The organism is Chitinophaga jiangningensis (genome assembly GCF_900142605.1).
Lineage (GTDB): Bacteria > Bacteroidota > Bacteroidia > Chitinophagales > Chitinophagaceae > Chitinophaga > Chitinophaga jiangningensis.
The window spans coordinates 452,737-478,050 of sequence record NZ_FRBL01000003.1 but is presented as its reverse complement, the minus strand read 5'-3'; the positions used below and the strand labels follow the sequence as shown (position 1 = coordinate 478,050).

Annotated in this window: 25 protein-coding genes; 19 read left to right on the top strand and 6 right to left on the bottom strand. The window is 48.7% G+C overall.

Translation table 11 applies throughout. The annotated features are described in order from the left end of the window. The first annotated feature begins 1 nt into the window (after window position 1). From BUB18_RS09340 to BUB18_RS09305, 8 genes are all read left to right on the top strand, one after another. On the top strand, window positions 2-745 hold the full coding sequence (locus BUB18_RS09340) for an ABC transporter ATP-binding protein (protein ID WP_073080138.1): 744 nt from the start codon (window positions 2-4) through the stop codon (window positions 743-745). A gap of 7 nt (window positions 746-752) precedes the next feature. Further along, window positions 753-1,859 carry an ABC transporter permease gene (locus BUB18_RS09335; RefSeq protein ID WP_073080137.1) on the top strand — a complete coding sequence of 369 codons (1,107 nt, stop codon included), beginning with the start codon at window positions 753-755 and terminating at the stop codon, window positions 1,857-1,859. After that, complete coding sequence (locus BUB18_RS09330; RefSeq protein ID WP_073080136.1) at window positions 1,856-2,980, top strand: ABC transporter permease; 1,125 nt, start codon at window positions 1,856-1,858, stop codon at window positions 2,978-2,980. The genes BUB18_RS09335 and BUB18_RS09330 overlap by 4 nt, the downstream gene beginning before the upstream one ends. A gap of 494 nt (window positions 2,981-3,474) precedes the next feature. Then, window positions 3,475-6,639: a SusC/RagA family TonB-linked outer membrane protein gene (locus tag BUB18_RS09325; protein WP_073080135.1), complete on the top strand. Its 3,165-nt coding sequence runs from the start codon at window positions 3,475-3,477 to the stop codon at window positions 6,637-6,639. Window positions 6,640-6,649: 10 nt separating this feature from the next. Continuing rightward, complete coding sequence (locus BUB18_RS09320; RefSeq protein ID WP_073080470.1) at window positions 6,650-8,491, top strand: RagB/SusD family nutrient uptake outer membrane protein; 1,842 nt, start codon at window positions 6,650-6,652, stop codon at window positions 8,489-8,491. Window positions 8,492-8,559: 68 nt separating this feature from the next. Further along, on the top strand, window positions 8,560-8,970 hold the full coding sequence (locus BUB18_RS09315) for a DUF5018 domain-containing protein (RefSeq protein ID WP_073080134.1): 411 nt from the start codon (window positions 8,560-8,562) through the stop codon (window positions 8,968-8,970). Window positions 8,971-8,980: 10 nt separating this feature from the next. Next, on the top strand, window positions 8,981-9,973 hold the full coding sequence (locus tag BUB18_RS09310) for a DUF4466 family protein (RefSeq protein WP_073080133.1): 993 nt from the start codon (window positions 8,981-8,983) through the stop codon (window positions 9,971-9,973). 106 nt (window positions 9,974-10,079) lie between these two features. Continuing rightward, a complete protein-coding gene (locus BUB18_RS09305; RefSeq protein ID WP_073080132.1) occupies window positions 10,080-12,035 on the top strand; it encodes a heparinase II/III domain-containing protein in 1,956 nt (651 codons plus the stop codon). Here the strand turns inward: BUB18_RS09305 and BUB18_RS29335 are convergent. The 4 genes from BUB18_RS29335 to BUB18_RS09290 form a co-directional block, all read right to left on the bottom strand. Next, the gene (locus BUB18_RS29335; protein WP_143159884.1) at window positions 12,003-12,287 is read right to left on the bottom strand and encodes a hypothetical protein; all 285 of its coding nucleotides are present in this window, start codon (window positions 12,285-12,287) and stop codon (window positions 12,003-12,005) included. The genes BUB18_RS09305 and BUB18_RS29335 overlap by 33 nt on opposite strands. A gap of 10 nt (window positions 12,288-12,297) precedes the next feature. After that, entirely contained in the window at window positions 12,298-13,038 is a 741-nt protein-coding gene (locus BUB18_RS09300; protein ID WP_073080131.1) for a DUF899 domain-containing protein, read from the bottom strand. Window positions 13,039-13,126: 88 nt separating this feature from the next. Then, window positions 13,127-13,561 (bottom strand): GNAT family N-acetyltransferase, encoded by a 435-nt coding sequence (locus tag BUB18_RS09295; protein WP_073080130.1) that lies wholly within the window; start codon window positions 13,559-13,561, stop codon window positions 13,127-13,129. Next, window positions 13,561-14,001 carry a carboxymuconolactone decarboxylase family protein gene (locus BUB18_RS09290; RefSeq protein ID WP_073080129.1) on the bottom strand — a complete coding sequence of 147 codons (441 nt, stop codon included), beginning with the start codon at window positions 13,999-14,001 and terminating at the stop codon, window positions 13,561-13,563. Before BUB18_RS09290 ends, BUB18_RS09295 begins: the two co-directional genes overlap by 1 nt. 91 nt (window positions 14,002-14,092) lie before the next feature. On the opposite strand from BUB18_RS09290, the gene BUB18_RS09285 reads away from it, so the two are divergent. After that, the gene (locus tag BUB18_RS09285; protein ID WP_073080127.1) at window positions 14,093-15,562 is read left to right on the top strand and encodes an aminotransferase-like domain-containing protein; all 1,470 of its coding nucleotides are present in this window, start codon (window positions 14,093-14,095) and stop codon (window positions 15,560-15,562) included. Here BUB18_RS09285 and BUB18_RS09280 read toward each other — a convergent pair. Both BUB18_RS09280 and lepB read right to left on the bottom strand, forming a co-directional pair. Next, window positions 15,559-16,425, bottom strand: a complete 867-nt coding sequence (locus tag BUB18_RS09280; protein ID WP_143159883.1) for a hypothetical protein — start codon at window positions 16,423-16,425, stop codon at window positions 15,559-15,561. The two genes, BUB18_RS09285 and BUB18_RS09280, sit on opposite strands and share 4 nt — an antisense overlap. Before the next feature lie 88 nt (window positions 16,426-16,513). Next, window positions 16,514-17,689: a signal peptidase I gene (gene lepB, locus BUB18_RS09275; RefSeq protein ID WP_073080124.1), complete on the bottom strand. Its 1,176-nt coding sequence runs from the start codon at window positions 17,687-17,689 to the stop codon at window positions 16,514-16,516. Between the two features lie 142 nt (window positions 17,690-17,831). Between lepB and BUB18_RS09270 the strand changes: the two genes are divergently transcribed. The 10 genes from BUB18_RS09270 (at window position 17,832) to BUB18_RS09225 (ending at window position 25,314) form a co-directional block, all read left to right on the top strand. Further along, window positions 17,832-18,284, top strand: coding sequence for a cold-shock protein (locus BUB18_RS09270; protein ID WP_073080122.1), 453 nt, complete (start codon window positions 17,832-17,834; stop codon window positions 18,282-18,284). A 154-nt stretch (window positions 18,285-18,438) separates the two neighbouring features. Continuing rightward, window positions 18,439-18,903 carry a hypothetical protein gene (locus BUB18_RS09265; protein WP_073080120.1) on the top strand — a complete coding sequence of 155 codons (465 nt, stop codon included), beginning with the start codon at window positions 18,439-18,441 and terminating at the stop codon, window positions 18,901-18,903. A 148-nt stretch (window positions 18,904-19,051) separates the two neighbouring features. Continuing rightward, window positions 19,052-19,507, top strand: a complete 456-nt coding sequence (locus BUB18_RS09260; protein WP_073080119.1) for a NanQ anomerase/TabA/YiaL family protein — start codon at window positions 19,052-19,054, stop codon at window positions 19,505-19,507. Next, window positions 19,507-19,989, top strand: a complete 483-nt coding sequence (locus tag BUB18_RS09255; RefSeq protein ID WP_073080117.1) for a GNAT family N-acetyltransferase — start codon at window positions 19,507-19,509, stop codon at window positions 19,987-19,989. Before BUB18_RS09260 ends, BUB18_RS09255 begins: the two co-directional genes overlap by 1 nt. 5 nt (window positions 19,990-19,994) lie before the next feature. Next, window positions 19,995-20,369, top strand: a complete 375-nt coding sequence (locus BUB18_RS09250; protein ID WP_073080115.1) for a YccF domain-containing protein — start codon at window positions 19,995-19,997, stop codon at window positions 20,367-20,369. A gap of 344 nt (window positions 20,370-20,713) precedes the next feature. Then, window positions 20,714-21,595 (top strand): DUF4349 domain-containing protein, encoded by an 882-nt coding sequence (locus BUB18_RS09245; RefSeq protein ID WP_073080113.1) that lies wholly within the window; start codon window positions 20,714-20,716, stop codon window positions 21,593-21,595. A 45-nt stretch (window positions 21,596-21,640) separates the two neighbouring features. Further along, window positions 21,641-22,753: an acyltransferase family protein gene (locus BUB18_RS09240; protein WP_073080111.1), complete on the top strand. Its 1,113-nt coding sequence runs from the start codon at window positions 21,641-21,643 to the stop codon at window positions 22,751-22,753. A gap of 3 nt (window positions 22,754-22,756) precedes the next feature. Beyond that, on the top strand, window positions 22,757-23,287 hold the full coding sequence (locus BUB18_RS09235; protein WP_073080109.1) for an RNA 2'-phosphotransferase: 531 nt from the start codon (window positions 22,757-22,759) through the stop codon (window positions 23,285-23,287). Between the two features lie 55 nt (window positions 23,288-23,342). Next, window positions 23,343-24,107, top strand: coding sequence for a type I methionyl aminopeptidase (gene map, locus BUB18_RS09230; RefSeq protein ID WP_073080107.1), 765 nt, complete (start codon window positions 23,343-23,345; stop codon window positions 24,105-24,107). Window positions 24,108-24,126: 19 nt separating this feature from the next. After that, a complete protein-coding gene (locus BUB18_RS09225) occupies window positions 24,127-25,314 on the top strand; it encodes a THUMP domain-containing class I SAM-dependent RNA methyltransferase (protein ID WP_073080106.1) in 1,188 nt (395 codons plus the stop codon).

Here is a 25,314-nt window from a genome sequence, read left to right as displayed (position 1 = left end):
TATGGCAGAGCAGGTGATTGTATGTAAAGAGCTGACGAAGCGTTTCGGCGATTTTTACGCCGTAAACAACATCACATTTGAGGTTACCAAGGGAGAGATTTTTGGTTTTCTTGGGGCCAATGGTGCCGGTAAAACCACGGCCATGCGTATCCTGTGCGGTCTTTCGTTCCCGACCAGCGGAACGGCTACCGTAGCGGGATTTGACGTTTATCATCAGCAGGATCAGATCAAAAGGAATATCGGTTATATGAGTCAGAAGTTTTCGTTGTATGAAAATCTGACGGTGCTGGAAAATATTGAGTTTTACGGTGGCGTGTATGGACTCAGCAGGCAGGTGATTAAAGAGCGAAGCAATGAACTGATCCGAACCTTGGGATTGGAAAGGGAAGCTAAAAAACTCGTTGGGGAGTTACCGTTAGGCTGGAAACAGAAACTGGCTTTCTCCGTGGCAATCTTTCACCGGCCGCAGATAGTATTCCTGGATGAACCTACCGGCGGGGTGGACCCCGTTACCCGGCGGCAGTTCTGGGATATGATTTACGAAGCGGCTGCCACTGGTATTACGGTGTTTGTAACTACGCACTACATGGATGAAGCAGAATATTGTAACCGGGTGACGATTATGGTGGATGGTAAAATAGAAGCGCTGGACGCGCCACAGGCACTGAAGCAGCGCTTCCAGGCAGAAAATATGGAGGAGGTATTTTATCAGCTGGCCAGGTCGGCCAAACGTTCATCAGACTGATTAACTTATGAAACAGTTACTGGTATTTATCCGCAAAGAGTTTTACCACGTGTTCCGCGACCGGCGCACGTTGCTGATCATGTTTGGCTTGCCGGTGGTGCAGATCCTGCTGTTTGGCTATGCGCTCACCAGTGAAGTGAAAAACGCGGACATCGTGATCAGCGATCAGTCGAAAGATGCAAATACGGAAAGGATTATCAGTAAGATAAAATCCTCGTCTTACTTTATTGTACAGGAGAAACAGCTGGCGGGGCCCGAAATTGACGCGGCCTTTAAAAAAGGAACGATTAAATGTGTGCTGGTTTTTCCGCCGCAGTTTGGCAACGATTTGCGCCATGATGGTAAAGCCAGCGTGCAGATTATTGCAGATGGTTCCGATCCGAATACGGCGAAAACGCTGGTGAATTATTTGTCCGTCATACTGCTGAATTATCAGCAGGAGCTGGCCGGTGGAGGAGTGGTGCCTATCGGTATTATCCCGGAACTCAGGATGTTATATAACCCGGAAGGCAATGGTTCGCTGAATTTCATTCCCGGAGTGATCGCGCTGATATTTATGATTGTGTGTGCCACGCTCACCTCTGTTTCGGTGGTAAAGGAAAAGGAGTTGGGAACGATGGAAATCCTGCTGGTATCGCCGTTTCATCCGATTATGGTGCTGATAGCAAAAGCGATTCCGTACCTGGTATTGTCGCTGGTAAACTTTACATTGATATTGATCCTGTCAGTAGGTTTCCTGGATATTGCGGTGAAGGGCAGTTTGCTATTATTGTTTGCAGAGAGCACCTTATTTATCATCACCTGTCTTTCTGTGGGGTTACTGATTAGTAATATCGCCACTTCGCAACAGGCGGCCATGCTGATTTCCATGATGGGCATGATGCTGCCAACGTTGTTACTGACAGGTTTTATGTATCCGCTGGAGAACATGCCTGTGCCGTTGCAATTGGTGGCAAATGTGGTCCCTTCCAGGTGGTATTACCTGATTGTAAAGGCGGTGATGCTGAAGGGGCTGGGCTTTAGTGCTGTTTGGCGGGAAACGCTGGTGCTGGCAGGTATGACGGTTGCTTTGTTGTCGCTCGCATTACTGAAATTTAAAACCAGACTGGAATGAAGAAACTTGGTTTTTTGTTGCAGAAAGAATTCAGACAGATTTTGCGGGACCGTATTATTCTCGTGATGATCTTTGCCATGCCTACTATACAGCTGATCATACTGCCGCTGGCGGCCAATTTTGAGGTAAAGGATATCAAGGTAGTGGTGGTAGATCACGATCATAGTACGCTTACCCAGCGGATGCTGGGCAAGTTGGGTGCCAGTGGCTATTTCCGTATAACCGGTGCTGTTAGTTCCTACCAGGAGGCATTGCATTATGTGGAGCGCAATGATGCCGATGTGGTGCTGGAGATTCCCGTAGATTTTGAGCGCAATCTGGTAAGAGAGGGGCGGCAACAGGTATCGCTCTCCATAGATGCGATCAATGGGGCCAGGGCTTCAATCGGAGGCGCTTATCTGAATAGTATCATTGCTGATTTTAGTCAGGGTACCGACCTGGATATCGTGCGTGCGGCGCATCCGGTGCCGGCGGGTATGCCGGTGATAAACGTGACATACAATACCTGGTATAATCCCAGAGAGCAGTATAAGTATTACATGGTGCCTGGTATTTTCGTGCTGCTGCTCACGCTGATCGGTGGCTTTATGTCCGCGCTCAATATAGTAAAGGAAAAGGAGATAGGCACTATTGAACAGATCAACGTAACGCCTATACGCAAGTGGGAATTCATAAGTGGCAAGCTGATTCCGTTCTGGCTGATGGGACTGATCATTTTTACCATTGGCTTATTGGTAGCCTGGGTGGTATATGGCATTGTGTCCGTAGGGCCGTTATGGTTATTATACCTGTTTGCGGCCGTATATCTGGTAGCCTTGCTGGGCTTTGGTTTGCTGATTTCTACTTACAGTGCCAACCAGGTGCAGGCAATGTTTCTGGCTTTCTTTTTTATGTTGATATTTATGCTGATGAGTGGGTTGTTTACGGCCACGGAGAGCATGCCCGGCTGGGCGCGCACGATATCGGCGCTTACCCCTGTTACTCATTTTGTAAAGGTAATACGGATGGTGATGCTGAAGGGGAGTGGCTTTGCGGATGTGCAGCTGGAGTTCCTGTATGAGATAGCGTTTGCGCTGGTGCTGAATGCGTGGGCGGTGTTTAATTACCGCAAAACCAGCTAAGAAGCTGTGAATCAAGATAAGTTAGTCCCTGCTTTACGAAAACGTTTGCCATGCCGGATTTCAAGGGCACGAAATTATTTGCACCGGCTGTATTTGTACTGATATTATTTCGCTCGTTTTCTGTACAATTTTCGCATTCTGGATATTTTTTGTTAGATACTATCTAAAATCAGGATAATTATTTCTATTTTGTTGGAAGATTATTTATTTCAATCGATTGTTTTTTATATTTTTGATCGTGTACTGCTATTTCCTGATACAATAAATACAAATCAACTGAAGAGAAAAGACCAAAATTTTTCCCACGTATGAAATTAATTGGCTCATGACTTAAGGTCTAGTGTACTAACTTTTCATGCAAACGTTTGCTGTGCCATTCCACTTATGTCGGTTACCGGCGAGGCTTGCTATTGCTATTTTATCATGCATTCAAATTACATAGGTATCGGACTGTAACCCGATTCAGCCTTTTATTGCTCAAAAATTAATACCTAATGATTCACTATTTACCACGTTCTTCATCGGGTAAACTACGTTTACACTGGATGATGCTGACACTGATACCCGCAGCGGGTATGATCTGTACCGCGCCTGCCTATGCGGCTTCAGGTGCATCCGGCAATGCTGTTGCTGAATTTTTTCAGCAGGATCCAGCTCAATCACACGTTATCACAGGGGTTGTAACAGACGATAAGGGACAACCGGTTCCGGGTGTTACTATCGCTGTAAAAGGTACTTCCCACGGTACCGTTACAGACGCTAAAGGTGCGTATTCACTGCGTTTTCCCGCCAGCGTAAAATCTCCTGTACTGCTGTTCACTTCCATGGGCTTCAGCGCCAAAGAGGTGGCCTATACCAACCAGAAAACCATCAACCAGCAGATGGTGACCGACCAGAAAGCGCTGGGTGAGGTAGTAGTAGTGGGTTATGGTACCCAACGAAAAGTAAACATGGTGGGTGCCGTTTCTGCTATTAAAGTAGATGAGAAAATGGCGGGTCGCGCGGTATCCAACGCCTCCTCTGCACTCAACGGCCTGGTGCCCGGCCTGGCTGTGAGTCAGCCATCAGGTATGGCCGGTAAAAACGGTGCCAACCTCACCATCCGTGGTCTGGGTACGGTAAACAACGCCAACCCGCTCATCGTAGTGGATGGTATGCCGGACGTGGACATCAACACCATCAACATGAACGATATCGAGAGCATCTCTGTATTGAAAGATGCAACCTCGGCCTCCGTATACGGTTCCCGCGCTGCGAACGGTGTCATTCTCGTGACCACCAAATCCGGTAAGGGCAACAAAAAAACACAATTTAACTTCAACGGGTTTTATGGTGTAGCCAAGCCTACCAAGTCGTACGACTTCATGGCCGACTACCCGCGCTCCCTCACCCTGGCGCAAATGCAGCAGCGTGTAGGGACCATGCGCGACCTGCTCACCTTCCGCGACGGTACCATCGACCAATGGATGGCAATGGGTATGATCGATCCGCTGGCTTATCCTAACACAGACTGGTGGAACATCATCATGCGCGACGGGGTAAACGAAAACTATAACCTCTCTGCTTCCGGCGGTAACGACGTTTCCAACTTCTTCGTGTCCGTAGGAGTGCAGAATGAACAGGGGCTTCAGATCAACAACGATTACAAAAGATATAACGCTCGTTTTAACTTCGATTATAAACTGCGTCCGAACATGAACGTAGGAGTGAAGTTCGGAGGGGTATGGACTAAATTCACCTACGCCCTGGAAAACGGTTTCACGGACGATGATGGCGGTAACTTCGATCTGCAATATGCGATCGCCGGTATCACTCCATACGATCCGATCACAGGCAAATTTGGTGGGGTAATGGCTTTCAACGAAGATCCGCAGGCGTTCAACCCATACATGATGTTCACCCAGAACAAAAATGATCAGAACCGCCAGCAGTTAAATGCCAATGTATACTACGACTGGTCGCCCATCAAAGGACTGACCGCTAAAATCGATTACTCCCTGGCTTATTATAACCAGTTCCGTTACGCAGCACCTATTCCAACCACCTCCTGGAATTTCCAGACGATGACCAACGGTAGCCGCGTATGGTACGGTGCCAACGCCGGTATCTCCAATAACACCAGCAGTGGCTATAAAACACAGCTGAATGGTAGCCTCACCTATCACAAGGCATTTAATAAAAACCATGACCTCACCGTACTCGGTGTGTATTCAGAAGAGTACTGGTACGACCGCAACCTGAGCGCGAGCCGCAACGACCGTCTCTACCCTGACCTGCACGAAATCGATGGAGCCTTAACCAGCATCCAGGGTACTGGTGGTAACTCCAGCACCGAAGGGCTGCGTTCCTATATCGGTCGTATCAACTACACCGCATACGATAAATATCTGCTGGAACTCAACTTCCGTACAGATGGTTCCTCTAAATTCCTCAAGGGCAGCCAATACGGTTTCTTCCCGTCTGCCGCTGTGGGTTGGAGATTCATCGAGGAAGACTTCATTAAACAATATGTTTCCAACTGGCTGAGCAACGGTAAACTCCGTGCCTCTTACGGTACACTGGGTAACAACAGTGGGGTAGGCCGCTATGAGCAACAGGAAACCCTGGCCATGGCTTCTTACTTCCTCGATAAAGATATCGTGAAAGGTTTCGTAAACCAGAAAATGGTGAACAGAGACCTGACCTGGGAATCCACTTCCGTGTTTAACCTCGGTCTGGACCTGGGCTTCTTCAACAGCCGCCTGAATGCAGAACTGGATTACTACAACCGCTTAACAACCGGTATGAACAGGCCTTCTGACCTGTCGATGCTGCTCACCGGTGCCTATGATGCACCACGTAAAAACATCGGTAACCTGCGCAACAAAGGGGTGGAGCTGAACCTGAACTGGACGGACAAACTGTCCAACGGCATCTCCTATATGCTGAATGCGAATGCTTCTTACAACCGTACCACTTTGGAAAAATGGAATGAGTACCTGGGCCGTGGTTACACCTTCCTCAACATGCCTTACCACTTCGTGTATACCTACACGGATAAAGGTATCGCCAAAACATGGCAGGATGTATACAACTCCACACCACAGGGCGCTTCTCCCGGCGATATCCTCCGCAACGACGTGAATGGCGATGGTATCATCGACGGTAACGATAAAGTTGCGCAGGAAAACTTCCAGCGCGACAGGCCTACCACCAACTACGCGTTGTCTGGTAACGTCAGCTGGCATGGTATCGACTTCAGCTTCCTGTTACAGGGTGCCGCCGGTCGTAAAGACTATTGGCTCAACAACTATAACAATACCAACTTCAGTGCTACCCGTTACGCTACCACCTGGGACCACTGGACTAATCCATGGAGCACCGACAATCCAAATGGTATCTGGCCTCGTCTGGGCGGCATTGGCGGTAACCGTGAGGAAACCACCTTCTGGCTGGATAATATGTCGTACCTGCGTCTGAAAAACATTCAGCTGGGTTATTCCATTCCATCCCGCCTGGTTAAACTGGCCAAGATCAACAGCGTAAGAATCTATGGTTCTGCTGAAAACCTGGCCACTATCACCAAATTCCGTGGTCTGGACCCAGAAATGACCGGTAACAGAAGCAATGCGTATCCATTGCTTAAAAACTACTCCTTAGGTGTGAACGTTGGATTCTAATAAAATTGTTATGAAGAGAAAATCATTATCTATTATACGCACCGCAGTGGTGGCCTCTTCCGTGGCACTGCTGGCTACCGGTTGCACCAAAAATCTGCTGGATCAGCAACCTACTACTGAAGTTGGCTCCAGTTTTTTCTGGAAAACGGAAGACGATGCCACTTACGCACTGATGGGCGCTTACAATGCTACCCGTTCTGTATTTGACCGCGATTATTATTTTGATGGCCAGGGAGAGTATACCCGTACCCGTGGTACGTCTACTTCCAGCGGTGATCCATATAATCCTTCCAGCAATGCTGGTTATCAGTCCGCCAATTACGGTGACCGCTTCGATAACTATTTTAAGGCACTGTATGGCTCTGTAAACCGTGCTAACTACGTGATTGAAAACGTAAACGCAATGATCGACCGTAAGGTGGGTAACAGGGAAAAGCTGGAAGTAATCGTTGGGGAAGCGAAACTGCTGCGCGGCATGACCTATTTCCGCCTGATCAGTATGTGGGGTGATGTGCCTTACTTTACTAAAGTGGCTACTTCTAACGCAGACGTACAAACGCTTGCGCGCATGCCGATCACACAGATCAAGGATTCAATCATGAATGATTTCAGCTATGCGCTGGAAAAGCTGCCTAATAAACCAGCTGCCGTGGGGCGTGCTGCAAAGCCTGCTGCCCTGGCATTTCGCGGTAAGCTCCAGTTGTTCTGGGGATCCTGGAATAAAAATGGCTGGCCTGAGCTGACCACTTTCAAACCGGATGCAGCAGCTGCTGCAGCAGCCTTTAAAGGCGCAGCGGAAGACTTTGGACATGTGGTGAATGATTATGGCTTGTCCCTCTTCAGAGGCGGAGAACCAGGCGCCATCGATACCCTCGGCGGCGGTGAAATTCTCCCTAACTATTTCTACCTGTTTATGCCAATTGCTAACGGCGATGGGGAAATGATCATGGCGTTTACTCATGGTGGTACCAGCACCGGTCAGGGCGAATCCCTGATGCGTGATTTCTCTGGTCGTACCATGCAGCGTTCCCAGTGCTGGGTATCCCCACGCTACGAACTGGCTGACCGTTATCAGTTGATCACTACCGGTGAAGAAGCGCCAAAGCTGAAGCCGATGGCGCCAACAGCCGCCGGTGCAAGAACCGCTCTTAACTCCGCACTCAACCCGCAGAGTTATGCAAACCGCGACTATCGCATGAAGTCCACTATCATGTGGGATTATGAGAAAGCAATCGGTATGCAGGCATTAAAATCAACCGGTTTCGCACCGTTCATTTATAAGTCATGGGGTACAAACATCACTATCGGTGGCGTATCGTACACTACCTACGATACGGATGGTTGTAACTCCGGTTACGTATACCGCAAGTTCGTACGTAACTATGCTGGTCAGGATCGTACGGATGGTGATTACAACTATCCGGTAATGCGCCTCGCTGATGTATACCTGATGTATGCAGAGGCTACCAACGAAGTAAATGGTCCGCAGGCTGACGCCATTGCACTGGTGAACAAAGTGCGTCACCGCGGTAATCTGCCGGCACTCAAATCCGACAGATACGCCAGCAAAGATGCGTTCTTTAAAGCAATAGAGCAGGAGAGAATTGTGGAGCTGGTGGCCGAAGGTCAGCGTCCGTTTGACTTGCGCCGCTGGAGAAAACTGGAAGCATTGTACGGTGGGCTCGGTGGTTTAGGTGTTGGTCAGCAGGATACGCAGGGTGCTGTACGTCAGTCACCCGTGGTATTCCAGAATGCTACTGAAAGAGACTATGCGAGAGCCTATATCTTTAAGATCCCGCAGAGTGAGCGTGACCGCAATCCTAACCTGACCCAGAATACACCTTGGTTATAACAGCTTTTTTGACAATCCGGGGATAGTAGTGATTCAGTTGCATTACTATCTCCCTAAAATAAATCAGTATGAAGAAATTTGTAATCATCAGCGGCCTGATCCTGTTTTTTGCAGGAATGATCAGCAGCTGTAAGAAGAACGACCTGCCAGTGGATGAAGACGGACTGCTGATCACCACACGTACGGATTGCTACGTTTCCAACTTTGAATTGCTCGGTTCTGATTTCCAGACCGTAAGAAGTAAAGCTCCTGTAATTGATACCGCCGCCGGTACGATCACCCAGGAGGTGTTTTATGGTGCTGACCTGAAAAATCTCTGGCCACAGCTTACACTGGCACAAGACTGCAAGCTCGAACCAAAGATTACCGGTAAAACAGATTTTTCTGACCTCGCAAACCCACGCCAGTACACCGTTGTATCCGGCAACAGGCAAGTCAGGAAAACGTATAAGATCATCATCACCGTTCAACCAAAGTAAAACCTGAGACATGAGAATTAATTTCAGATCATATACACCCGCACTCCTTGGCATGATGCTGCTCGCAGCCTCCTGCGCAAAGGATGATGCTTACGAAACACCCACCACCAAAAATCAGCTGCAGAACGATTGTATCAAACGTTCAACAGGACCTAATATTTCCGGTGGTGTGATTGAATTCGCCTATGCAATGGCGTTACCTGCATCCAGGGGTAAACTGGTATCAGCACAGGTGGAGGCCAGTATTGCGGGCGCTAACGGTACTTACCTGGAGAATAATTCCTATTATTACTCCATAGAGCAACAGAAAGACGTGCCGGTAAAAATCGGTGAGCCTTCTGTAACTACCGGTAATACCACCGTTACCACTTTTACGAAAGATACCATGGCGGCTACCTTGCGCTATTTCTACACCATTCCGGCAGAAGCAAAGGGTAAATCTGTGACCTTCACCTTCTCTGCGAAGTCCGACAATGGTGAAAACGTATCTTACAAAATGGGCCCTTATGAAATATCCACCATGGATATGAAGCTGGATCTGAACCTGACCGATGGCGATTCTACCTACTTTTCCGTGGCTGATATGAAAGTATATGCAAAAAATCAGACGGTGGATGCGTCAAAAATCGACCTGATTTACATGTACCGTACTTCCGCAACCGCCAGTCTGAAACATGCACTGGTAGCACCGGGAGCTCCAAAGGAATACCTGCAGGACTTCGTAGTACCTGGTGGGGCAGCGAATGTGACTAAGCTCGTGAAAGCTTATAATCTCCGCGATCAGCAACTGGCGCGCCTGCAATATGGTGTGTTCATCACTGACCAGGATTTCAAAGCAGTAGATTTCAATAACCAGCCCAGCTACCTTTTCAACCTCAAGGCGGAAGGCGGTACCTGGGTGGAAACGGCTGATGGCAAGTACAGGGCGTTTATCTACATCAATAAAGTAGATGATGCTAAAAAATCAATGGTCATCAGCGTGAAACGCTACCAGGTGAAGTAATTATTTTCTATTCCCATACTTGCGAAAAGGCGCCCAAGGCGCCTTTTCGTGCATTTAATTCCTACGCTGCTGCTCACACCGTTTGAAACTTTCAATACATCCACTTATGAAAAAGACATTACTATTCTTCGGGGTGCTGCTGGCAACCGTCACCCTGCAGGCACAGAACCTGCTCAGTGGTCGCTATGGCGAAAGGGAACTGGCGGCCAAACTGATTCCGCGTGATAAATGGGAACCCTTTCCATCGCGCGATAACAGAGCGGTTTGGACAACCGTAGATCCTAAGCTCGCTGCCAATACCATCAAGGCGGCAGAAGGTTACCTGAACTATGAATGGCCGGGTATTCCTGCTACCATTTCCATGCTGATAGTACGCACCGGCGACCGCCGCCAGTACCAGGACATTGCCAATCGCAAGCGCGATGTGCTGGCCACCCTCATGATGGCAGAGGTATATGAAAACAAAGGCCGCTTTACGGATGATATCATCAACGGCATCTGGTCCATCTGCGAAGAATCTTTCTGGGGAGCCTCTGCACACCTTCCAAAGGGGAAAGACGGTGGCCTGCCGGACGTTGCTAATCCTTTTGTGGAGCTGTTCTCCGCCGAAACAGCGGAGCTGCTCGGCTGGGTGGATTACTTTATCGGCGACAAGCTGGATGCCGCTTCTCCGCTCATACGTAAACGTATATACGACGAAACCAACCGTCGCGTATTTACACCGCTCATGACCAATCACCACGGCTGGATGGGTATTACCAGTTCAGGCAGAAGGCCCAACAACTGGAATCCCTGGATTTCTTCCAACTGGCTCTGTGCTGTGCTGTTGCTGGAACGCAACGAACAGGTAAGGGCAGCCACCGTCAGCAAAATTCTTTACACCCTGGACCAGTTTCTCAATCCGTATCCGCAGGATGGTGGTTGCGATGAAGGACCCGGTTACTGGAGTGGTGCCGCGGCATCCCTGTATGATAATATTTGTATGCTGAACCTGGCTACCAACAATGCTTTTAGTTACGTGCTGAAAGATGAAAAAGTAAAACACATGGCGCAGTTTATCTATAAGGCTCAGATCAGCGAAAAGTATTTTATCGATTTTGCAGATGCTGATCCGCAGCCTGGTATGAATGGTAGCCTCGTATATCGCTTTGGGAAAGATGTAGGTGATCCGGATATGATGAAGTTCGGTGCCTGGTATATCGACAACGACCGTGACGGCATCTGGCGCGGTACGTATATGTATTACCGTAACTTCTATTCCCTGTTCATGAAAGATGAATTCCGTAAAGCAGAAAAAGGCCTGCCTTTGCTGGAAAACGTTTGGTGGCCCGACCTGGAAGTGATGACAGCCCGCGATAACGGGGGCACCGCCAAAGGTTTCTACGTAGCTGCTAAGGGAGGTAACAACGATGAAAGTCATAACCATAATGATGTAGGCAACTTCATCGTATACTACGACGGACTTCCGGTATTGATTGATGTGGGCCGTGGTACCTATACTGCCCGTACGTTTAGTGGTCAGCGTTATGATATCTGGTTTAACCGTTCCGATTTCCACAACCTGCCTACCGTTAACGGATACACGCAGCCGAACGGACCTGCGTATAAAGCCACCGCAGTCAGCAGCACCAGCAATAAATCCGGCAGTATCATGAAACTGGATTTAGCAAAAGCATATCCTGCTGAAGCGGGTATTAACAACTGGAACAGGACGGTGCAGCTCGTGAAGAAACAGAAAGTAGTGGTGGAAGACCTGGTGAGCCTGAAACGCACCGATAGCCTTACGCAACACCTGATGACCTGCTTCCCGGCTGAAGTAACCGCGCCTGGCGTGATTACCATTCATGCGGAGGAAAGAGATTACCAACTGAATTATTCTTCAAAAATGAAAGCTACAGTAGAAAAACTGGTGCTGACCAAAATGGAGGATAAGGGTATTATTCAGAAGTGGGGCGACAGCATTTACCGCATCAACCTGGAAGTGGTAAAGCCTGCTGCAAAGGAAAAGTTTGTATATACCATCACGCCATCAAAGCAAACGGCGTCTGCGAAAGGCAGATAGTTGCCGGATGGCCAGATAAATAATTGCGGAAACGCAAAGTGCGATGAGGCCCCAACGCAGGTACCTGGCCGTTGTAATCGGTATACCTAAACCGGTGCCTACTGCGATATAGGCAGCCAGGCATACCGGACATTTGGGTATAAGCGCCAGACCTACTCCCGGCATGGCCCATCGTATAAAGTGGAGAATGCGCCGGAATACAGGCCGGCGCACTTTCTCTGCTTTCTTACAGGAACAGGAATGCTGTTGCATAACATATATTTTAGTGACAGCAATTGCCATTGCCCGTAACGGCAGGCTGTTCTGCATACATGTCGTGGAGTTTCACCCAGCCCATCGGGTGATCCCCCTCATTCCGTCCTTTAGGAGCAATATCCAGGTAATTGAAGGTATTGGTAAGCGTTTCCATTCCCCTCGCATAAGTAGAGTAGGTATGGAAAATCGCCCCTTCTTCATCTTTATAAAAAGCACTAACACCAGGTTGTTCTTCTCCGGCATTCTTTTCCAGTCTGTAGTTATAATACACCCCGCCATTGTTCAGCTCTTCCGGTTTAAACGATACTTTGTAGTCGTAGTTGAAATCATTGCCGTTAGAAGATACCCATTTGAACTGCCAGCCCATGCGCTTCTTGAATTTTTCAATTTCTTCCAGCGGTGCACGGGACACCACTACCAGGTTTACATCGTGATTGTAAAGGTGTGGCAGCACGCCGTCAATACTGTCGGCATTAAAGGAGCAACCGGTGCAGCCTTGTTTCCAGCCTGGTCCCAGCATGAAATGTACTACCAGCAGCTGACTGCGGCCGTCAAAGAGGTCGGACAGGGTTTCTTTACCTTCCGGGCCATCAAAGGAGTACGTTTTGGTTACGGCTTCCCAGGGCAGGGCTTGTCTTTCACGGGCGATCTGATCGCGCAGGCGGGTCAGCTCTTTTTCTTTCACCAGCAAGGCTTTGCGGGCAAGGTCCCATTCAGCTGCTGATACTACTTTATTTTTCGTTTGCATAACAAATGGATTTTCGACTACAAATATCCACTTACCTGCAACAACAAATGATGGGCAAAAACGTCAATTTAGGGGTCAATTGCGACCCTTACTGTAGTGGCAGCATGAAATTGTGCGCACTGATGTAGAAACCATAGTTCAGGTACAAACGATGGGCAGTTTTATTTCCATGCCCGGATGAAAGGCGCACGCTCTGCATTCCCTGTTTTACAGCCAGCTCCCGTATATGATCCAGTAACTTTCGGGCGTAGCCTTTGCCCTGGAATTCCGGCAGGGTCGACAAATCATCAATATAGAAATGCGGCCCGCCAAGTAGTTTGTTAAGTCGCCTGAAACCTGCGATAGCAGCTGCACGGGAAGAATCTGATTCATCCATTATATACACCAGCATATAACCGTCAGTTTCCTGCATTTCTTTTACCTGCGGCAGCACTTCTTCGCGTTTCAACTGGGGGCGAAGCGCCAGGATAGCATCTATACAGGCGTTTATCTGCTCATCCTCATTTGCATAGTGTACCTGCATTATTTGTCAAATTGATAATTTAATGAAATAGCAATTCTGTTCCAGCTGTTGATTTGTACAATGGCCATGAGGATGTTGGCGGCACCATCCACGCCAAAGTGTTGGACTACTTCAGCGTAAGTGGTATCGGATAAGCCATGGTGGCCTATCTGTGTCACCTCCTCCGTCATAGCCAGCAATGCGCGTTCTGCGGGTGTGTAGAGTTTGGTTTCTTTCCAGGCGTTGAGCAGGTAAATCCGCTGCTCTGTTTCGCCATATTTTCGGGCATCACGGGTATGCATGTCAATACAAAAAGCACACTGGTTGATTTGTGACGCCCTGATCTTGATCAGTTCTTGCTGAATGATGGTAAGTTTGGAGTCGGCGCCAAATACATCCAATGCCCGTATAGCTTTCACGGCCTCCGGAAACTGCTCGTGTAAACTGAATCTGTTGCTCATCTTTTTTATTTAGGGAGATATTAACTGCTACAAATGTATATTTGATCTGGACTATCAAAGTAGTCCACATTTCAAAAAGCAAGTAGTCCAGATGCTGCCATACAAATCATTGATAAAAATTGACCGTAAAGGTCGCCAGCCGATTTACCTGCAAGTGGCAAACCGGTTTATTTCGCTCATCCGCGATGGCCTGATCCGCCCTGGTGCTTATTTGCCGGGGAGCAGGATTTTAGCGGAGATGTTAGTGCTGCATCGTAAAACAGTGGTAGCGGCCTATGATGAACTGGCCAGTCAGGATTGGGTAGTGCCGGTACCACGCAAGGGTATGATGGTAGCGACCAACCTGCCGCAAATAAAGCCCAGGACCTTTGCCGGGGCGCAGCACGCCTATGGTCAGGACCCTCCGTTTACACTGAATCCTGTTCCCGAACTGCCGCATCCCCGGACTGCGGGCAAACGCCAAAAGCTGGTAGTCAATGATGGATTCCCAGATGTGCGCCTGGCGCCGCTGGACGAGTGGATCAGGGAGTGCCGTTCACTAATCCAGCAACCTTCTTACCACCGCTATCTCACTACAACTACGCCCAGTGGTAACGATCATTTGCGTGCGCAACTGGTCAGGCATCTCTCCGCTACCAGAGGCCTTAACATTATACCCGAAAATACCATGATCACCCGCGGCGCCCAGATGAGCATTTACCTGGCTGCGGCACTGCTGATCAGCAAAGGTGACCACGTAATTGTAGGCAGCCCCAATTACTACTTTGCGGACCTTACCTTCGAGCAACTGGGCGCAAACCTGCTGCGGGTGCCGGTAGACAAGGATGGTATCGATGTGGACGCAGTAGAACAACTTTGCAAAAAGAAAAAAATCAAACTGCTGTATGTGATCAGTCATCATCATCATCCCACTACCGTCACACTCAGTGCCGAGCGAAGAATGAAGCTGCTGGAGATCATTCGCAAATACAACCTAGCAGTCATCGAGGACGACTACGACTATGATTTCTATTACAGCGCCGCACCCATTGTGCCGCTGGCCAGCGCGGACCATGGCGGTAACGTAATTTACGTGGGTTCGTTTACAAAGTCGCTCGGACTTTCCCTGCGGATAGGCTTCATGATTGCGCCTGAAAAGTTTATGCAGCAGGCCGCTGCTTTGCGGCGATTGATGGACCTCGGCGGCGATAACCTGGTGGAGGAGGCATTGGCTAATATGCTGAAAGACGGGACTATTGGTCGCCACCTGAAAAAGGCGAATAAAGTATACCGGGAGAGAAGGGATATAGCGGGAGATTTACTGCAAAAGCAGCTGGGTGACTACGTTAGTTTCCAACTGCCGCAGGGCGGCATGGCCATCTGGCTACAGGTGGACCCGAAACTGAAAATTCAGCGACTGGTAGAGGAGGTGGCTGGGATGGGACTAACACTGAACTATTCTTACCAATACTACTACGGCACCAAGCCGGGCAATGCGATCCGCTTTGGCTTCGCCGCACTCAACCAGCGGGAGCTGGGGCAGGCGGTCACCATTATCAGGAAGGGGATAGGCAGGCTTTAATCGGCCAGTCGCAGTCGCCATGTAGCGCGGGTGCGCCGTACCTGCTTCATTTTCTCCTTTTGAGCAGCGGTAAGTGTTTCCATAAACTTAGGCAGGCTGCTGATGAGTGAGTGGTTGGGCTGTGCCACCTCATCAATTACGAATCCCATGTCTTCAAAAAAGGATTCAGCGGCTTCAAAGGAGCTGAACTTTTTCTCTTCAATGCGATGTGCTTCCAGGAATTGCATCAGTGCATCGTTGCGGTACATTTTGCCGGCCACTTCAGGGTCCTCGCGGATGTAGATGTCAGCCGTGATCCAGTAGCCGCCGCTTTGTTGCAGTATACGCCTGATGATCCCGCAGAGTTGTTGTTTTTCTGCTGTGTCAAGGTACATGAGCAAACCCTCATTTACAATTGCCACCGGGCCTGGGGGAAATCTGGCGGTTAGGCTGCGGAATGCAGCTTCGTCGAGGGCGTTTAACGCTTCGATGTCCAGGTGTCCGGCAAGCGGATCAGGATGCAATTGTGCAATGAATGCCTTTTTGGTGGCAATGATCTCCGTCAGGTCCGTATCGATGTAATATACCGAGGGATCGGCTGCCATGGTAAGGCCCCGGAATGAAAAGCCGGCTGATATCTCTATAATATTTTTAATGGCTATTGGCTGTAAAAGCTGGTCTATACTGCGGTAGCGTTGTTCAAAGTGCACAATCCGGGCCCAGTAGCGGGCCACCTTTTCGGGATCCGCCGGGAATGGTTCAGGTTCCGCTAGCAGTGCCACTGCCTCCCTGGCATAAGGCAGGGTGGTATGTCCTTTCAGATATAGCAGCCCTTTTGCGGAGGGGCTGATGGAGTTGAAATCGCGGTTAGAAGGTGTTTCCATAAATGTTCCGGCAAAAAAATAGGCCATTTCTACTGTACAGAAATGGCCCGGTTTGAATAATATAGCATGTTCCGTAGTATCATGCACGTTATCTGATTGCTTTCATGAGTCGGCTCCAGCGGATGCCATCACTGTCATAACTCATCCAGGTGATCCAGGCTTTACCCACCACATGATCTTCCGGCAGGAACCCCCAGTAACGGGAGTCGATAGAGTTATGGCGGTTGTCGCCCATTACCCAGTAGTAGTTCATTTTGAAGGTATAACTGGTGACGGGTTGGCCGTTGAGTATAAAGCTACCATTTTTCACTGTAAAATCATTACCCTCATATATCTGGATGATGCGCTGGTACAGCGGTAAGTTTGCTGCGGTGAGCTGTACGGTAGTGCCTTTGGAAGGTACCACCACTGGTCCGAAATTGTCCTGGTTCCAGTGGAAATGGGCGGTGTCGAATGGAAATACTCCAGGGTCCGACTGCTCATCGTTGATGAACGGTGTTATGGACGTAACGGACGACCATGTTTTGATGGTGGCCAGGTCGGACTGGTTAAAGTTGCAAAGGTACAGTCCAGGCTGGCCGGTAGCAGTAGGCTCGTCGATAATACCCATTTCTTTGAGTCGTGCCGGATTAAGGGCTTCCCCGTTGGTTTGTACCAGGTATTGGGTTTCACTGCCGGGTGCTACAAAGGCTGGCTTTGTGTTGACGAATAGTTGTCCGTTGCGGATCTGCAGCGTATCTCCGGGGACGCCTACGCATCTTTTAATGATGTTTTCTCTTTTATCCAGCGGGCGCGGAATAATGTGGTAGCTGTTCCAAACCTCCTGGCGGCCGAGCTGTCGTACCAGTTCATAGTAATTCACATTCTCCTCCACTTCGAGCGCAACGGTATCTCCGGCAGGGAGATTAAACACTACAATATCGTTTCTTTCGATGGAAGAAAAGCCCGGAAGGCGCTTGTATGGCCATCTTACAAGCGTGCTATAAGAGGGGCTGTAACTGGTAAAAGGCATTTTATTATGTACCAGGGGCAATGACAATGGAGTAACAGGCAGGCGGGGGCCGTAGCTTATCTTGCTCACGAACAGGTAGTCATTTACCAGCAGGGTGCGCTCCATGGATCCGGAGGGGATACAATAGGCTTCAAAAATGAACATCCGGATCAGGGTAGCGGCCACGATGGCGAATATGCCGGCATTGAGCCATTCCCTGAGCATGGATTTCTTTTTGCCAGTATTTTCATTCCGGCGGCGGAAGAATTTCATACTAAAAGAATTTTGAATCTAATATCGGCTAAATATCAATAGGCGGATTAGAAATTATCCCGGCGGTGGGAAATGGATGGTCAATGGCATTTATTTTCTTATCTTCGTATCAACCCATAATTGAAAATTAGGGATTTTGTATATGGCAAGATCACAGGAAACCTTTAACAAACAAGAATTCCAAAAGAAGAAGCAACAGAAAAAACAAGAAAAGGCGGAGCGCAAAGAGGAGCGACAGTCCAAGAGTAATAAGGGAAAGAGTTTGGAAGACATGATGGCTTATCTCGACGAGAATGGTAATCTGACTACCGTGCCTCCGGATCCGTCTAAAAAGAAAGAAGTCAATCTGGAAGATATACAGATAGGAGTGGCACGTCAGCAGGAAGAGGCGGAAGATCCGGTGCGTACTGGCGTGGTAACGTTTTATAACGATGCCAAAGGCTTTGGCTTTATTAAAGACAGCCGTAACCAGGAAAGCTATTTTGTGCACATCAATCAGTCGAAAGATCCGCTGAAGGAGAACCTGAAAGTTTCTTTCGAGCTCGGCAAAGGTCCTAAAGGTCCGATTGCTATCAATGTGCAGGTTATAAAATAGCCCCCTCCAGGCATATCGTTTACGCTACCGGCTTATCGTCCCAGAGCCATCTGCTTTGGGGCACTCACATCTCCCTGTACCTTTAAGAACACCAAAGCAGTTATTGTCCACAGCATACCGGTAGCAGCCGGTAATATAGCTTTAATGCCCACGTATGAAAAAAGATTCTGTTACTACACCTGTAACGGCATTGCCGTTTAATTTATTCGATCAGGAGCTCAGTGAAAATGGAATAGGTTGTCATACCATGCTGGAAGCCTTTCCTGCTGCCGCATACATCTGTGATATGGATGGTCATGTAAGGATCTTCAATCACCTGGCCATTCACCTTTTTGGCCGTATGCCCGCCACTGGTACCGACAAATGGTGTATGAGCCTGAAAACCTTTTCTCCCAGCGGCAAGCTTTTACAACCCGAAGAATTTCCCGTAGCCTGTACAATTCAGCAGCAACGGCCTTATGCCGGTAAGGCAATTATAATCGAAAAGCCGGATGGCAGCAGGCGTATGCTGGAAGTAAATACCAGCTTGTTGTATAACCACAGGCACCAACCGGTGGCAGTCATGTGCGTGGCAAGGCCGCCGCTGACGTCCAGCGATTGGCTGGCGACCAGCGTATAGCCGTAATTTTTTACCGGGATAAACCCAGGCCCGTTGGGCCAGGGTTTATCCCCGATTGTGTTTCTCGCCGAAGGCGAGAAACACAATCGAAAAAAAAATGAGCGTACCCCAAAAACTAATGTATCTTTCTTCCCTATTTTTAAGAATTATGATAGTTGATACATTAGATCGTGCCACACGATACCACGTCCTTGGCGAAAAGTTTGTAAAAGCCTTTGATTACCTGCGCCAGACCGACTTTAACACCGTAGCGAAAGGGAAATACGAAATTGATGGCACCAATATCTTCGCCATCGTAAATGAATACGATACCATCGCGGAAGAAGGTGAACAAATGGAAGCCCACCGTAAGTACATCGATGTACAATACCTGGCTGCCGGTACGGAAAGAATAGGTCATGATTTTTTGGGAGATAAGAATCCTTCCAGGCCTTACTCCGACACAGAAGACTACATGCTCTTCGGTGAAAAGCCGGTCTTCTATACCGTATTGCAACAAGGTCAGTTTGCTATATTTTACCCGTCGGACCTGCATATGCCCAATCTTCGTGTAGCCGGTCCCGTACCCGTTAAAAAAGTGGTGATTAAAATTGCCGTTGACTGATGGAAGTGATAATAAGAACGATACAGCCTGGCGATAATGCAGCATTGGCGGGCATTATACGTAAAGGCATTGAAGAGTTTGGGGTGCCGCTGGAAGGCACTGCCCATACGGATCCTACCACGGATGATTTGTTTACTTTATTTAAAACACCCGGTTCCGGCTATTTTGTAGCGGAGGAAAATGGGGTAGTACTGGGGGGCGGTGGATTCTACCCTACAGATGGACTGCCTGCAGGCTGTGCCGAGCTGGTTCGTTTTTTTCTGTCGCCTGCGGCGAGAGGAAAAGGCCTTGGTGTTAAATTGCTCGCAAATGCCAGCGAGGCTGCCCGGAAAGCAGGCTATACATCGTTTTACCTGGAATCATTTCCTGAAATGAAAAGCGCCGTAAGGATGTATGAGAAAAACGGGTTTAAGTACCTGCCGGCAGCATTGGGTAATTCTGGGCATCATGCCTGTACTATCTGGATGTTAAAAGACCTTTAATCATTATGAGTCTCATTGGAAATATAATCTGGCTGATCTTTGGTGGTTTCCTTACTGCCATCTGGTATTTTATAGTAGGCGTTGGCTTCTGCATTACTATTATCGGTATTCCTTTTGGTTTGCAGTGTTTCAAAATTGGCCTGCTAACCCTGATGCCTTTTGGCGCAAATGTAAGAGAGGCCAACCCGCCAACAGGTTGCCTCGCCACTATTTTCAATATCATCTGGATTTTTGCAGGTGGTATCTGGGTGGCGCTGGGGCATTTGGTGTTTGGCCTGCTGCTGGCAATTACCATTATCGGAATACCATTTGCGAGGCAGCATTTTAAACTGCTGGCGTTAACGTTTGCTCCGTTTGGTAAAGAGGTGTACTATACTTAGAATGTTTGTCTTTTTTTGCTCTCGCAAAGCAGCATAAGCAGGTAAGCAGCTAAGACCTGAATTTTGTTCTTTAAGTTTTTTTGATTTGGGAGAGACCTTTGGTCTCTCCCAAAATTTTTTAGATTCCACCGAAGGTGGAATCTAAAAAAAAATCAATAACAAAACACAAGCCTTTGCTACTTACCTGCTTTGCTGCTTTGCGTGCAAAAAAGATCGCTCCCCAGGCGCCGAAGGCGCCATACACAAAATTACCCTTTGCGGGCAAAAATCACTTTCTGTTTTTTTTAACAAATCCACGGGTTACCTCTTCGGCGTTTCCAGTATAAAAGGAAAATCACTACTATATGCGAAACGCCCTTCCGCTGTGGGTTTTACCCGCCCTGACCCTTGCTGCCTGCTCGTCACAGCGCTATGAAAAAGACGCCCCTGCCAGCGAAGCTGTATCTGCAGAAACAGTTACTGCCGCTGCTGATTCCACATCCTTCGCAGCTGATATCGCTTCTCTGAACAGCGCTTCCCGCAAACGTATACGTACCGCGGATGTCAGCTGTCGCGTACCCGATGTATTTGCTGCCAGCCAGGCCCTGGAAAGAGTGACCAAATCCCTGGATGGTATTGTGGTGGAGAGCAAACAGCAAAATGAAATCTCCCAGGAAAAATACCTGCCATACAAGGGCGACTCGCTCATGCATGTTCGTATGTACAGTACCGTAGCCAGTCTCACCCTGCGTGTGCCCGCAGCTGCCATGGATTCAGTGGTACAGGTACTCACGCAACAAGCCACCTATATTGATTACAGAACCCTGAAGGATCAGGATAAAACACTGGACTACCTGAGTAATTCTCTGCGCAATAACGCCAAAACATACACGGCAACAGCGGACAGAAATACCTCTTCTGTAGATGCCGCCAATTACAATCAGTCGAAAGAAGATAATACCATCAGCCGTCAGCTCAATAACCTGGCGATACTGGATGAAGCCAATAACGCCACCATCACCGTAGCAATGGTACAACCCGGCCGAGCGGATGTATTAGTAGAAGTGGACCCTACAGCAGCCACCCGTGCAGGTTTTGGCACCGAGTTAAAAACTGCGCTGTATACGGGCGCGGATATACTGAGGAATATTGTCCTGTTCTTCATTACGATATGGCCTTTTGTAATCACAGGTGTTGTAGTATGGGTAATGGTGAAACGATTCAGGAAAACTTCCGTGCAGGCATAGTAATCCACTCAATTTTTTTTAAATTGAGCGGATCATAACAGCCGCATGACTACAACAACCAAACCGCGCTTATTGTCGCTGGACTTTTTCCGGGGCCTTACGGTGGCCGCCATGATAATGGTAAATAACCCAGGCAGCTGGTCCTATGTGTATCCACCGCTGGAGCACAGTAAATGGAACGGTTGCACTCCAACAGACCTGATATTTCCGTTCTTTCTGTTTATCGTTGGCGTATCGGTACCATACGCCATGGGTACAAAAAAAGAAGATCCTGCACAACACCGTTCACTGATTTCACATGCACTCCGGCGTGCCGTCACCCTGATCCTGATCGGGCTGGCACTACGACTCATTTTCAAATTTGATTTCGCTAACCTGCGCTTTCCGGGCGTACTGCAGCGGATAGGGCTTGTATTTGGCATCATCGCGGTGTTATATATCAAATGTAGTTTGCGCACACTCAAATGGGTGTTTGCTGCCGCGCTGATTGGCTATTACCTGTTGATGACGGCGGTACCTGTTCCTGGTGTGGGCCCTGCTAACCTGGAACCGGAAACCAACCTGGGGGCGTGGCTTGACAGGCTGGTGTTTACCACCCATCACCTCTGGGCATCCAGCAAAACCTGGGACCCGGAAGGATTACTGGGTACCATACCGGCTGTAGGCACCGGCATCTTTGGCATACTGGTGGGCAGCTGGCTGCGCCGGAAGGACAAGGAGGATGCCGTGAAAGTGAGCTGGCTGTTTGTTTATGGCTTCTTTTCAATTGTACTGGCGCTGATATGGGATTTGTTTTTCCCGATTAACAAATCTCTCTGGACCAGCTCCTTTGTATTGTATACCGGCGGATGGGCCACAGTAGGTCTGGCGGCCTGTTACTGGCTGATTGATGTACAGCAGCGTACCCGCTACCTGACACCCATGGTGGCTTTTGGTCGCAACGCCATCACCGCCTATATCTTATCGGCGCTTGTACCAAAATTAATGAGCCTGATACCTGTAGGCGATTTATCCTTACAGGCATGGCTAAACGAAAAGGTCTGGAATAATATTTTCACACCTTACAACGCCTCACTGGCGGCAGCACTGTTTCTCGTATTCCTTATCTGGATACCGATGGCAGTGATGTACCGCAGGAATATTATTATAAAAATTTAGAAGATGGATGAGAAACAAAAGAAACATATCAGCAAGTTTTTAAGTCTGGTACTCCGGCATAAACCGGAAGAGATCGGCCTCGAACTGGATGCTAACGGCTGGGCCGTGATAGATGACCTGATCGCAAAAGCTGATGTGAAGTTTAGCAAAGGTGATTTAATGGATATTGTGGCATCGAGCGATAAGCAACGATTTGCACTCAATGAGGATCAAACAAAGATTCGGGCAAACCAGGGGCATAGTATTAATATCGACCTGGGACTACCGCCATCCGTGCCACCGGAGATACTGTACCACGGTACTGCTGCGGATACGGTAGGTGTCATCCGGAAAGAAGGTATTCAACGCATGTCCAGGCAATACGTGCACCTGAGCACGCATAAGGATACCGCTGTGCAGGTAGGAGGCAGACATGGTGCCCCGGTAATAGTAACCGTACGTACCGGGGAGATGCATGCTGATGGACTGGTGTTCTACCTGTCTGAAAACAAGGTATGGTTAACCGAATTCGTACCGGCTAAATATATTGACTAGCGCATATTTTTCGTTAGATTGCGGAGGCTATTGGAAACCTTTAATCACTACGACAATGTCAATTACATCTGAAAAGGAATTAGAAGGAATGCGCCGGATCAGTGAAATGGTAGCAACCACACTGAAGGAAATGCGTTTATATACTAAGCCTGGCATGAGCACCAGGCAGATTGATGAGTTTGGCGGCAAGTTGCTGGAAAAGCAGGGCGCCAGGTCGGCGCCGAAGCTGACCTACGGCTTCCCCGGCTACACCTGCATCAGCCTGAATCATGAAATTGCCCATGGGATACCTGCTTCGGATAAGATTGTCCAGGAAGGTGACCTGATCAATATCGATGTTTCTGCAGAATATGACGGATACTGGTCTGATAACGGGGGCTCATTTGTGGTAGGCGAGGATATTCACGGTTACCAGCCACTGGTGGATACTTCAAAGAACATCCTGCATAAGGCTATTCATGCCATTCATGGTGGGGTAAGAATTTGTGATATCGGCAAACTGATAGAAACAGAGGCACGCCGCAACGGTTATACGGTGATCCGCAACCTGGGGGGCCATGGCATCGGTAAGGGGTTACATGAGTCGCCTTCCGATATACTGAACTGCTATGACCAGGCAAACCGCGGGCGCTTCAAGCGCTTTGGGGTAGTGGCCATCGAAACATTTATATCAACTGCCTCCAATTATGCCAACCAGGAACCCGACGGCTGGACCCTTGTAGGCAACCGTGGTGGCTTTGTGGCACAACATGAGCATACCATCATTATCACAGAAGGTGCACCTATCATCTTAACCGCTGCCAACGAAATCTGGAATTAATTGGTAATTTGCGGCCATTATGTCTTTATACACCACTAAGGGCGCTATTACGGTAACCTGTAATAAGCGCCTGACACCTTTCCTGGAGCAGGAGGTGAAGGAGCTGGGCTTTGTGCCGGAAGAAACTTTTGTAACAGGGGTACGCCTGAACGGAACCATCAACGACTGTATCAGGTTAAACCTGAACCTGCGCTGCGCCAGCCAGGTGCTCTACAGCCTGAAAAAATTTGAGGCACGTGATGCCGATGATATATATAGAGAACTGAAGTCTTACCCCTGGGAAACACTGCTGAAGCCGGACGGTTATTTCTCCATCACCAGTAACGTATTAAATGAAACGATCAACAACAGTATGTTCGCAAACCTTCGGGTGAAAGATGCGATTGTAGACCGTTTGCGTGAAAAAACAGGCAAGCGCCCGTCCACCGGGGCTGAGCTCAGTGGCGCCGTGGTGAACCTTTTCTGGAAAAATGAGCAGGCAGAAGTCTTTGTTGATACCTCCGGCGAGTCACTTGCCCGCCATGGTTACCGTAAAATTCCGGGTCGTGCACCGATGCTGGAAGCACTTGCTGCCAGTACTATTCTTGCGAGCCGTTGGGACAGGAAATCACCTTTCATCAATCCGATGTGCGGTTCCGGAACGGTAGCGATCGAAGCTGCGTTGATTGCCACTAATAGCAGGCCTGGCCTGTTTCGTAGCAACTACGGATTTATGCACCTGGCAGGTTATAATGATGCCGTGTACCAGGAGGAAAGAGGTAAGCTGGAGAAACAGATTATGGCAGTGCCGGGATTGAAAATTATAGCGACCGACCTCAGTGAGCAGGCTGTTTCCAATGCCCGCAAAAATGCCAGGGCAGCAGGAGTGGATGACCTGATTGAGTTTAAGGTATGCGACTTTGCCGCCAGTCCGGTGCCACAACCTGGTACCGGCGTGGTATTCATGAATCCGGAATACGGCCTTCGCCTGGGAGAAATTTCAGCGCTGGAAGAAACGTATGCCCGTATTGGTGATTTTATGAAGCAGAAATGTGGTGGATATTTTGGTTATATCTTCACCGGAAACCTTGATCTGGCAAAGAAGATAGGGTTGAAGGCTAAGCGCCGAATTGAATTTTACAATAGTACGCTGGACTGCAGACTACTGGAATACGAACTGTACGCAGGAACCCGTGATCCGAGAAAGCAGCAGGCGGTAACGGAATAA

Excerpts from the sequence above, each read along its gene's own strand:
- BUB18_RS09340 (WP_073080138.1), top strand. The coding sequence starts at position 2 with ATGGCAGAGCAGGTGATTGTATGTAAAGAGCTGACGAAGCGTTTCGGC.
- BUB18_RS09335 (WP_073080137.1), top strand. The coding sequence starts at position 753 with ATGAAACAGTTACTGGTATTTATCCGCAAAGAGTTTTACCACGTGTTC.
- BUB18_RS09330 (WP_073080136.1), top strand. The coding sequence starts at position 1,856 with ATGAAGAAACTTGGTTTTTTGTTGCAGAAAGAATTCAGACAGATTTTG.
- BUB18_RS09325 (WP_073080135.1), top strand. The coding sequence starts at position 3,475 with ATGATTCACTATTTACCACGTTCTTCATCGGGTAAACTACGTTTACAC.
- BUB18_RS09320 (WP_073080470.1), top strand. The coding sequence starts at position 6,650 with ATGAAGAGAAAATCATTATCTATTATACGCACCGCAGTGGTGGCCTCT.
- BUB18_RS09315 (WP_073080134.1), top strand. The coding sequence starts at position 8,560 with ATGAAGAAATTTGTAATCATCAGCGGCCTGATCCTGTTTTTTGCAGGA.
- BUB18_RS09310 (WP_073080133.1), top strand. The coding sequence starts at position 8,981 with ATGAGAATTAATTTCAGATCATATACACCCGCACTCCTTGGCATGATG.
- BUB18_RS09305 (WP_073080132.1), top strand. The coding sequence starts at position 10,080 with ATGAAAAAGACATTACTATTCTTCGGGGTGCTGCTGGCAACCGTCACC.
- BUB18_RS29335 (WP_143159884.1), bottom strand. The coding sequence starts at position 12,287 with ATGCAACAGCATTCCTGTTCCTGTAAGAAAGCAGAGAAAGTGCGCCGG.
- BUB18_RS09300 (WP_073080131.1), bottom strand. The coding sequence starts at position 13,038 with ATGCAAACGAAAAATAAAGTAGTATCAGCAGCTGAATGGGACCTTGCC.
- BUB18_RS09295 (WP_073080130.1), bottom strand. The coding sequence starts at position 13,561 with ATGCAGGTACACTATGCAAATGAGGATGAGCAGATAAACGCCTGTATA.
- BUB18_RS09290 (WP_073080129.1), bottom strand. The coding sequence starts at position 14,001 with ATGAGCAACAGATTCAGTTTACACGAGCAGTTTCCGGAGGCCGTGAAA.
- BUB18_RS09285 (WP_073080127.1), top strand. The coding sequence starts at position 14,093 with ATGCTGCCATACAAATCATTGATAAAAATTGACCGTAAAGGTCGCCAG.
- BUB18_RS09280 (WP_143159883.1), bottom strand. The coding sequence starts at position 16,425 with ATGGAAACACCTTCTAACCGCGATTTCAACTCCATCAGCCCCTCCGCA.
- lepB (WP_073080124.1), bottom strand. The coding sequence starts at position 17,689 with ATGAAATTCTTCCGCCGCCGGAATGAAAATACTGGCAAAAAGAAATCC.
- BUB18_RS09270 (WP_073080122.1), top strand. The coding sequence starts at position 17,832 with ATGGCAAGATCACAGGAAACCTTTAACAAACAAGAATTCCAAAAGAAG.
- BUB18_RS09265 (WP_073080120.1), top strand. The coding sequence starts at position 18,439 with ATGAAAAAAGATTCTGTTACTACACCTGTAACGGCATTGCCGTTTAAT.
- BUB18_RS09260 (WP_073080119.1), top strand. The coding sequence starts at position 19,052 with ATGATAGTTGATACATTAGATCGTGCCACACGATACCACGTCCTTGGC.
- BUB18_RS09255 (WP_073080117.1), top strand. The coding sequence starts at position 19,507 with ATGGAAGTGATAATAAGAACGATACAGCCTGGCGATAATGCAGCATTG.
- BUB18_RS09250 (WP_073080115.1), top strand. The coding sequence starts at position 19,995 with ATGAGTCTCATTGGAAATATAATCTGGCTGATCTTTGGTGGTTTCCTT.
- BUB18_RS09245 (WP_073080113.1), top strand. The coding sequence starts at position 20,714 with ATGCGAAACGCCCTTCCGCTGTGGGTTTTACCCGCCCTGACCCTTGCT.
- BUB18_RS09240 (WP_073080111.1), top strand. The coding sequence starts at position 21,641 with ATGACTACAACAACCAAACCGCGCTTATTGTCGCTGGACTTTTTCCGG.
- BUB18_RS09235 (WP_073080109.1), top strand. The coding sequence starts at position 22,757 with ATGGATGAGAAACAAAAGAAACATATCAGCAAGTTTTTAAGTCTGGTA.
- map (WP_073080107.1), top strand. The coding sequence starts at position 23,343 with ATGTCAATTACATCTGAAAAGGAATTAGAAGGAATGCGCCGGATCAGT.
- BUB18_RS09225 (WP_073080106.1), top strand. The coding sequence starts at position 24,127 with ATGTCTTTATACACCACTAAGGGCGCTATTACGGTAACCTGTAATAAG.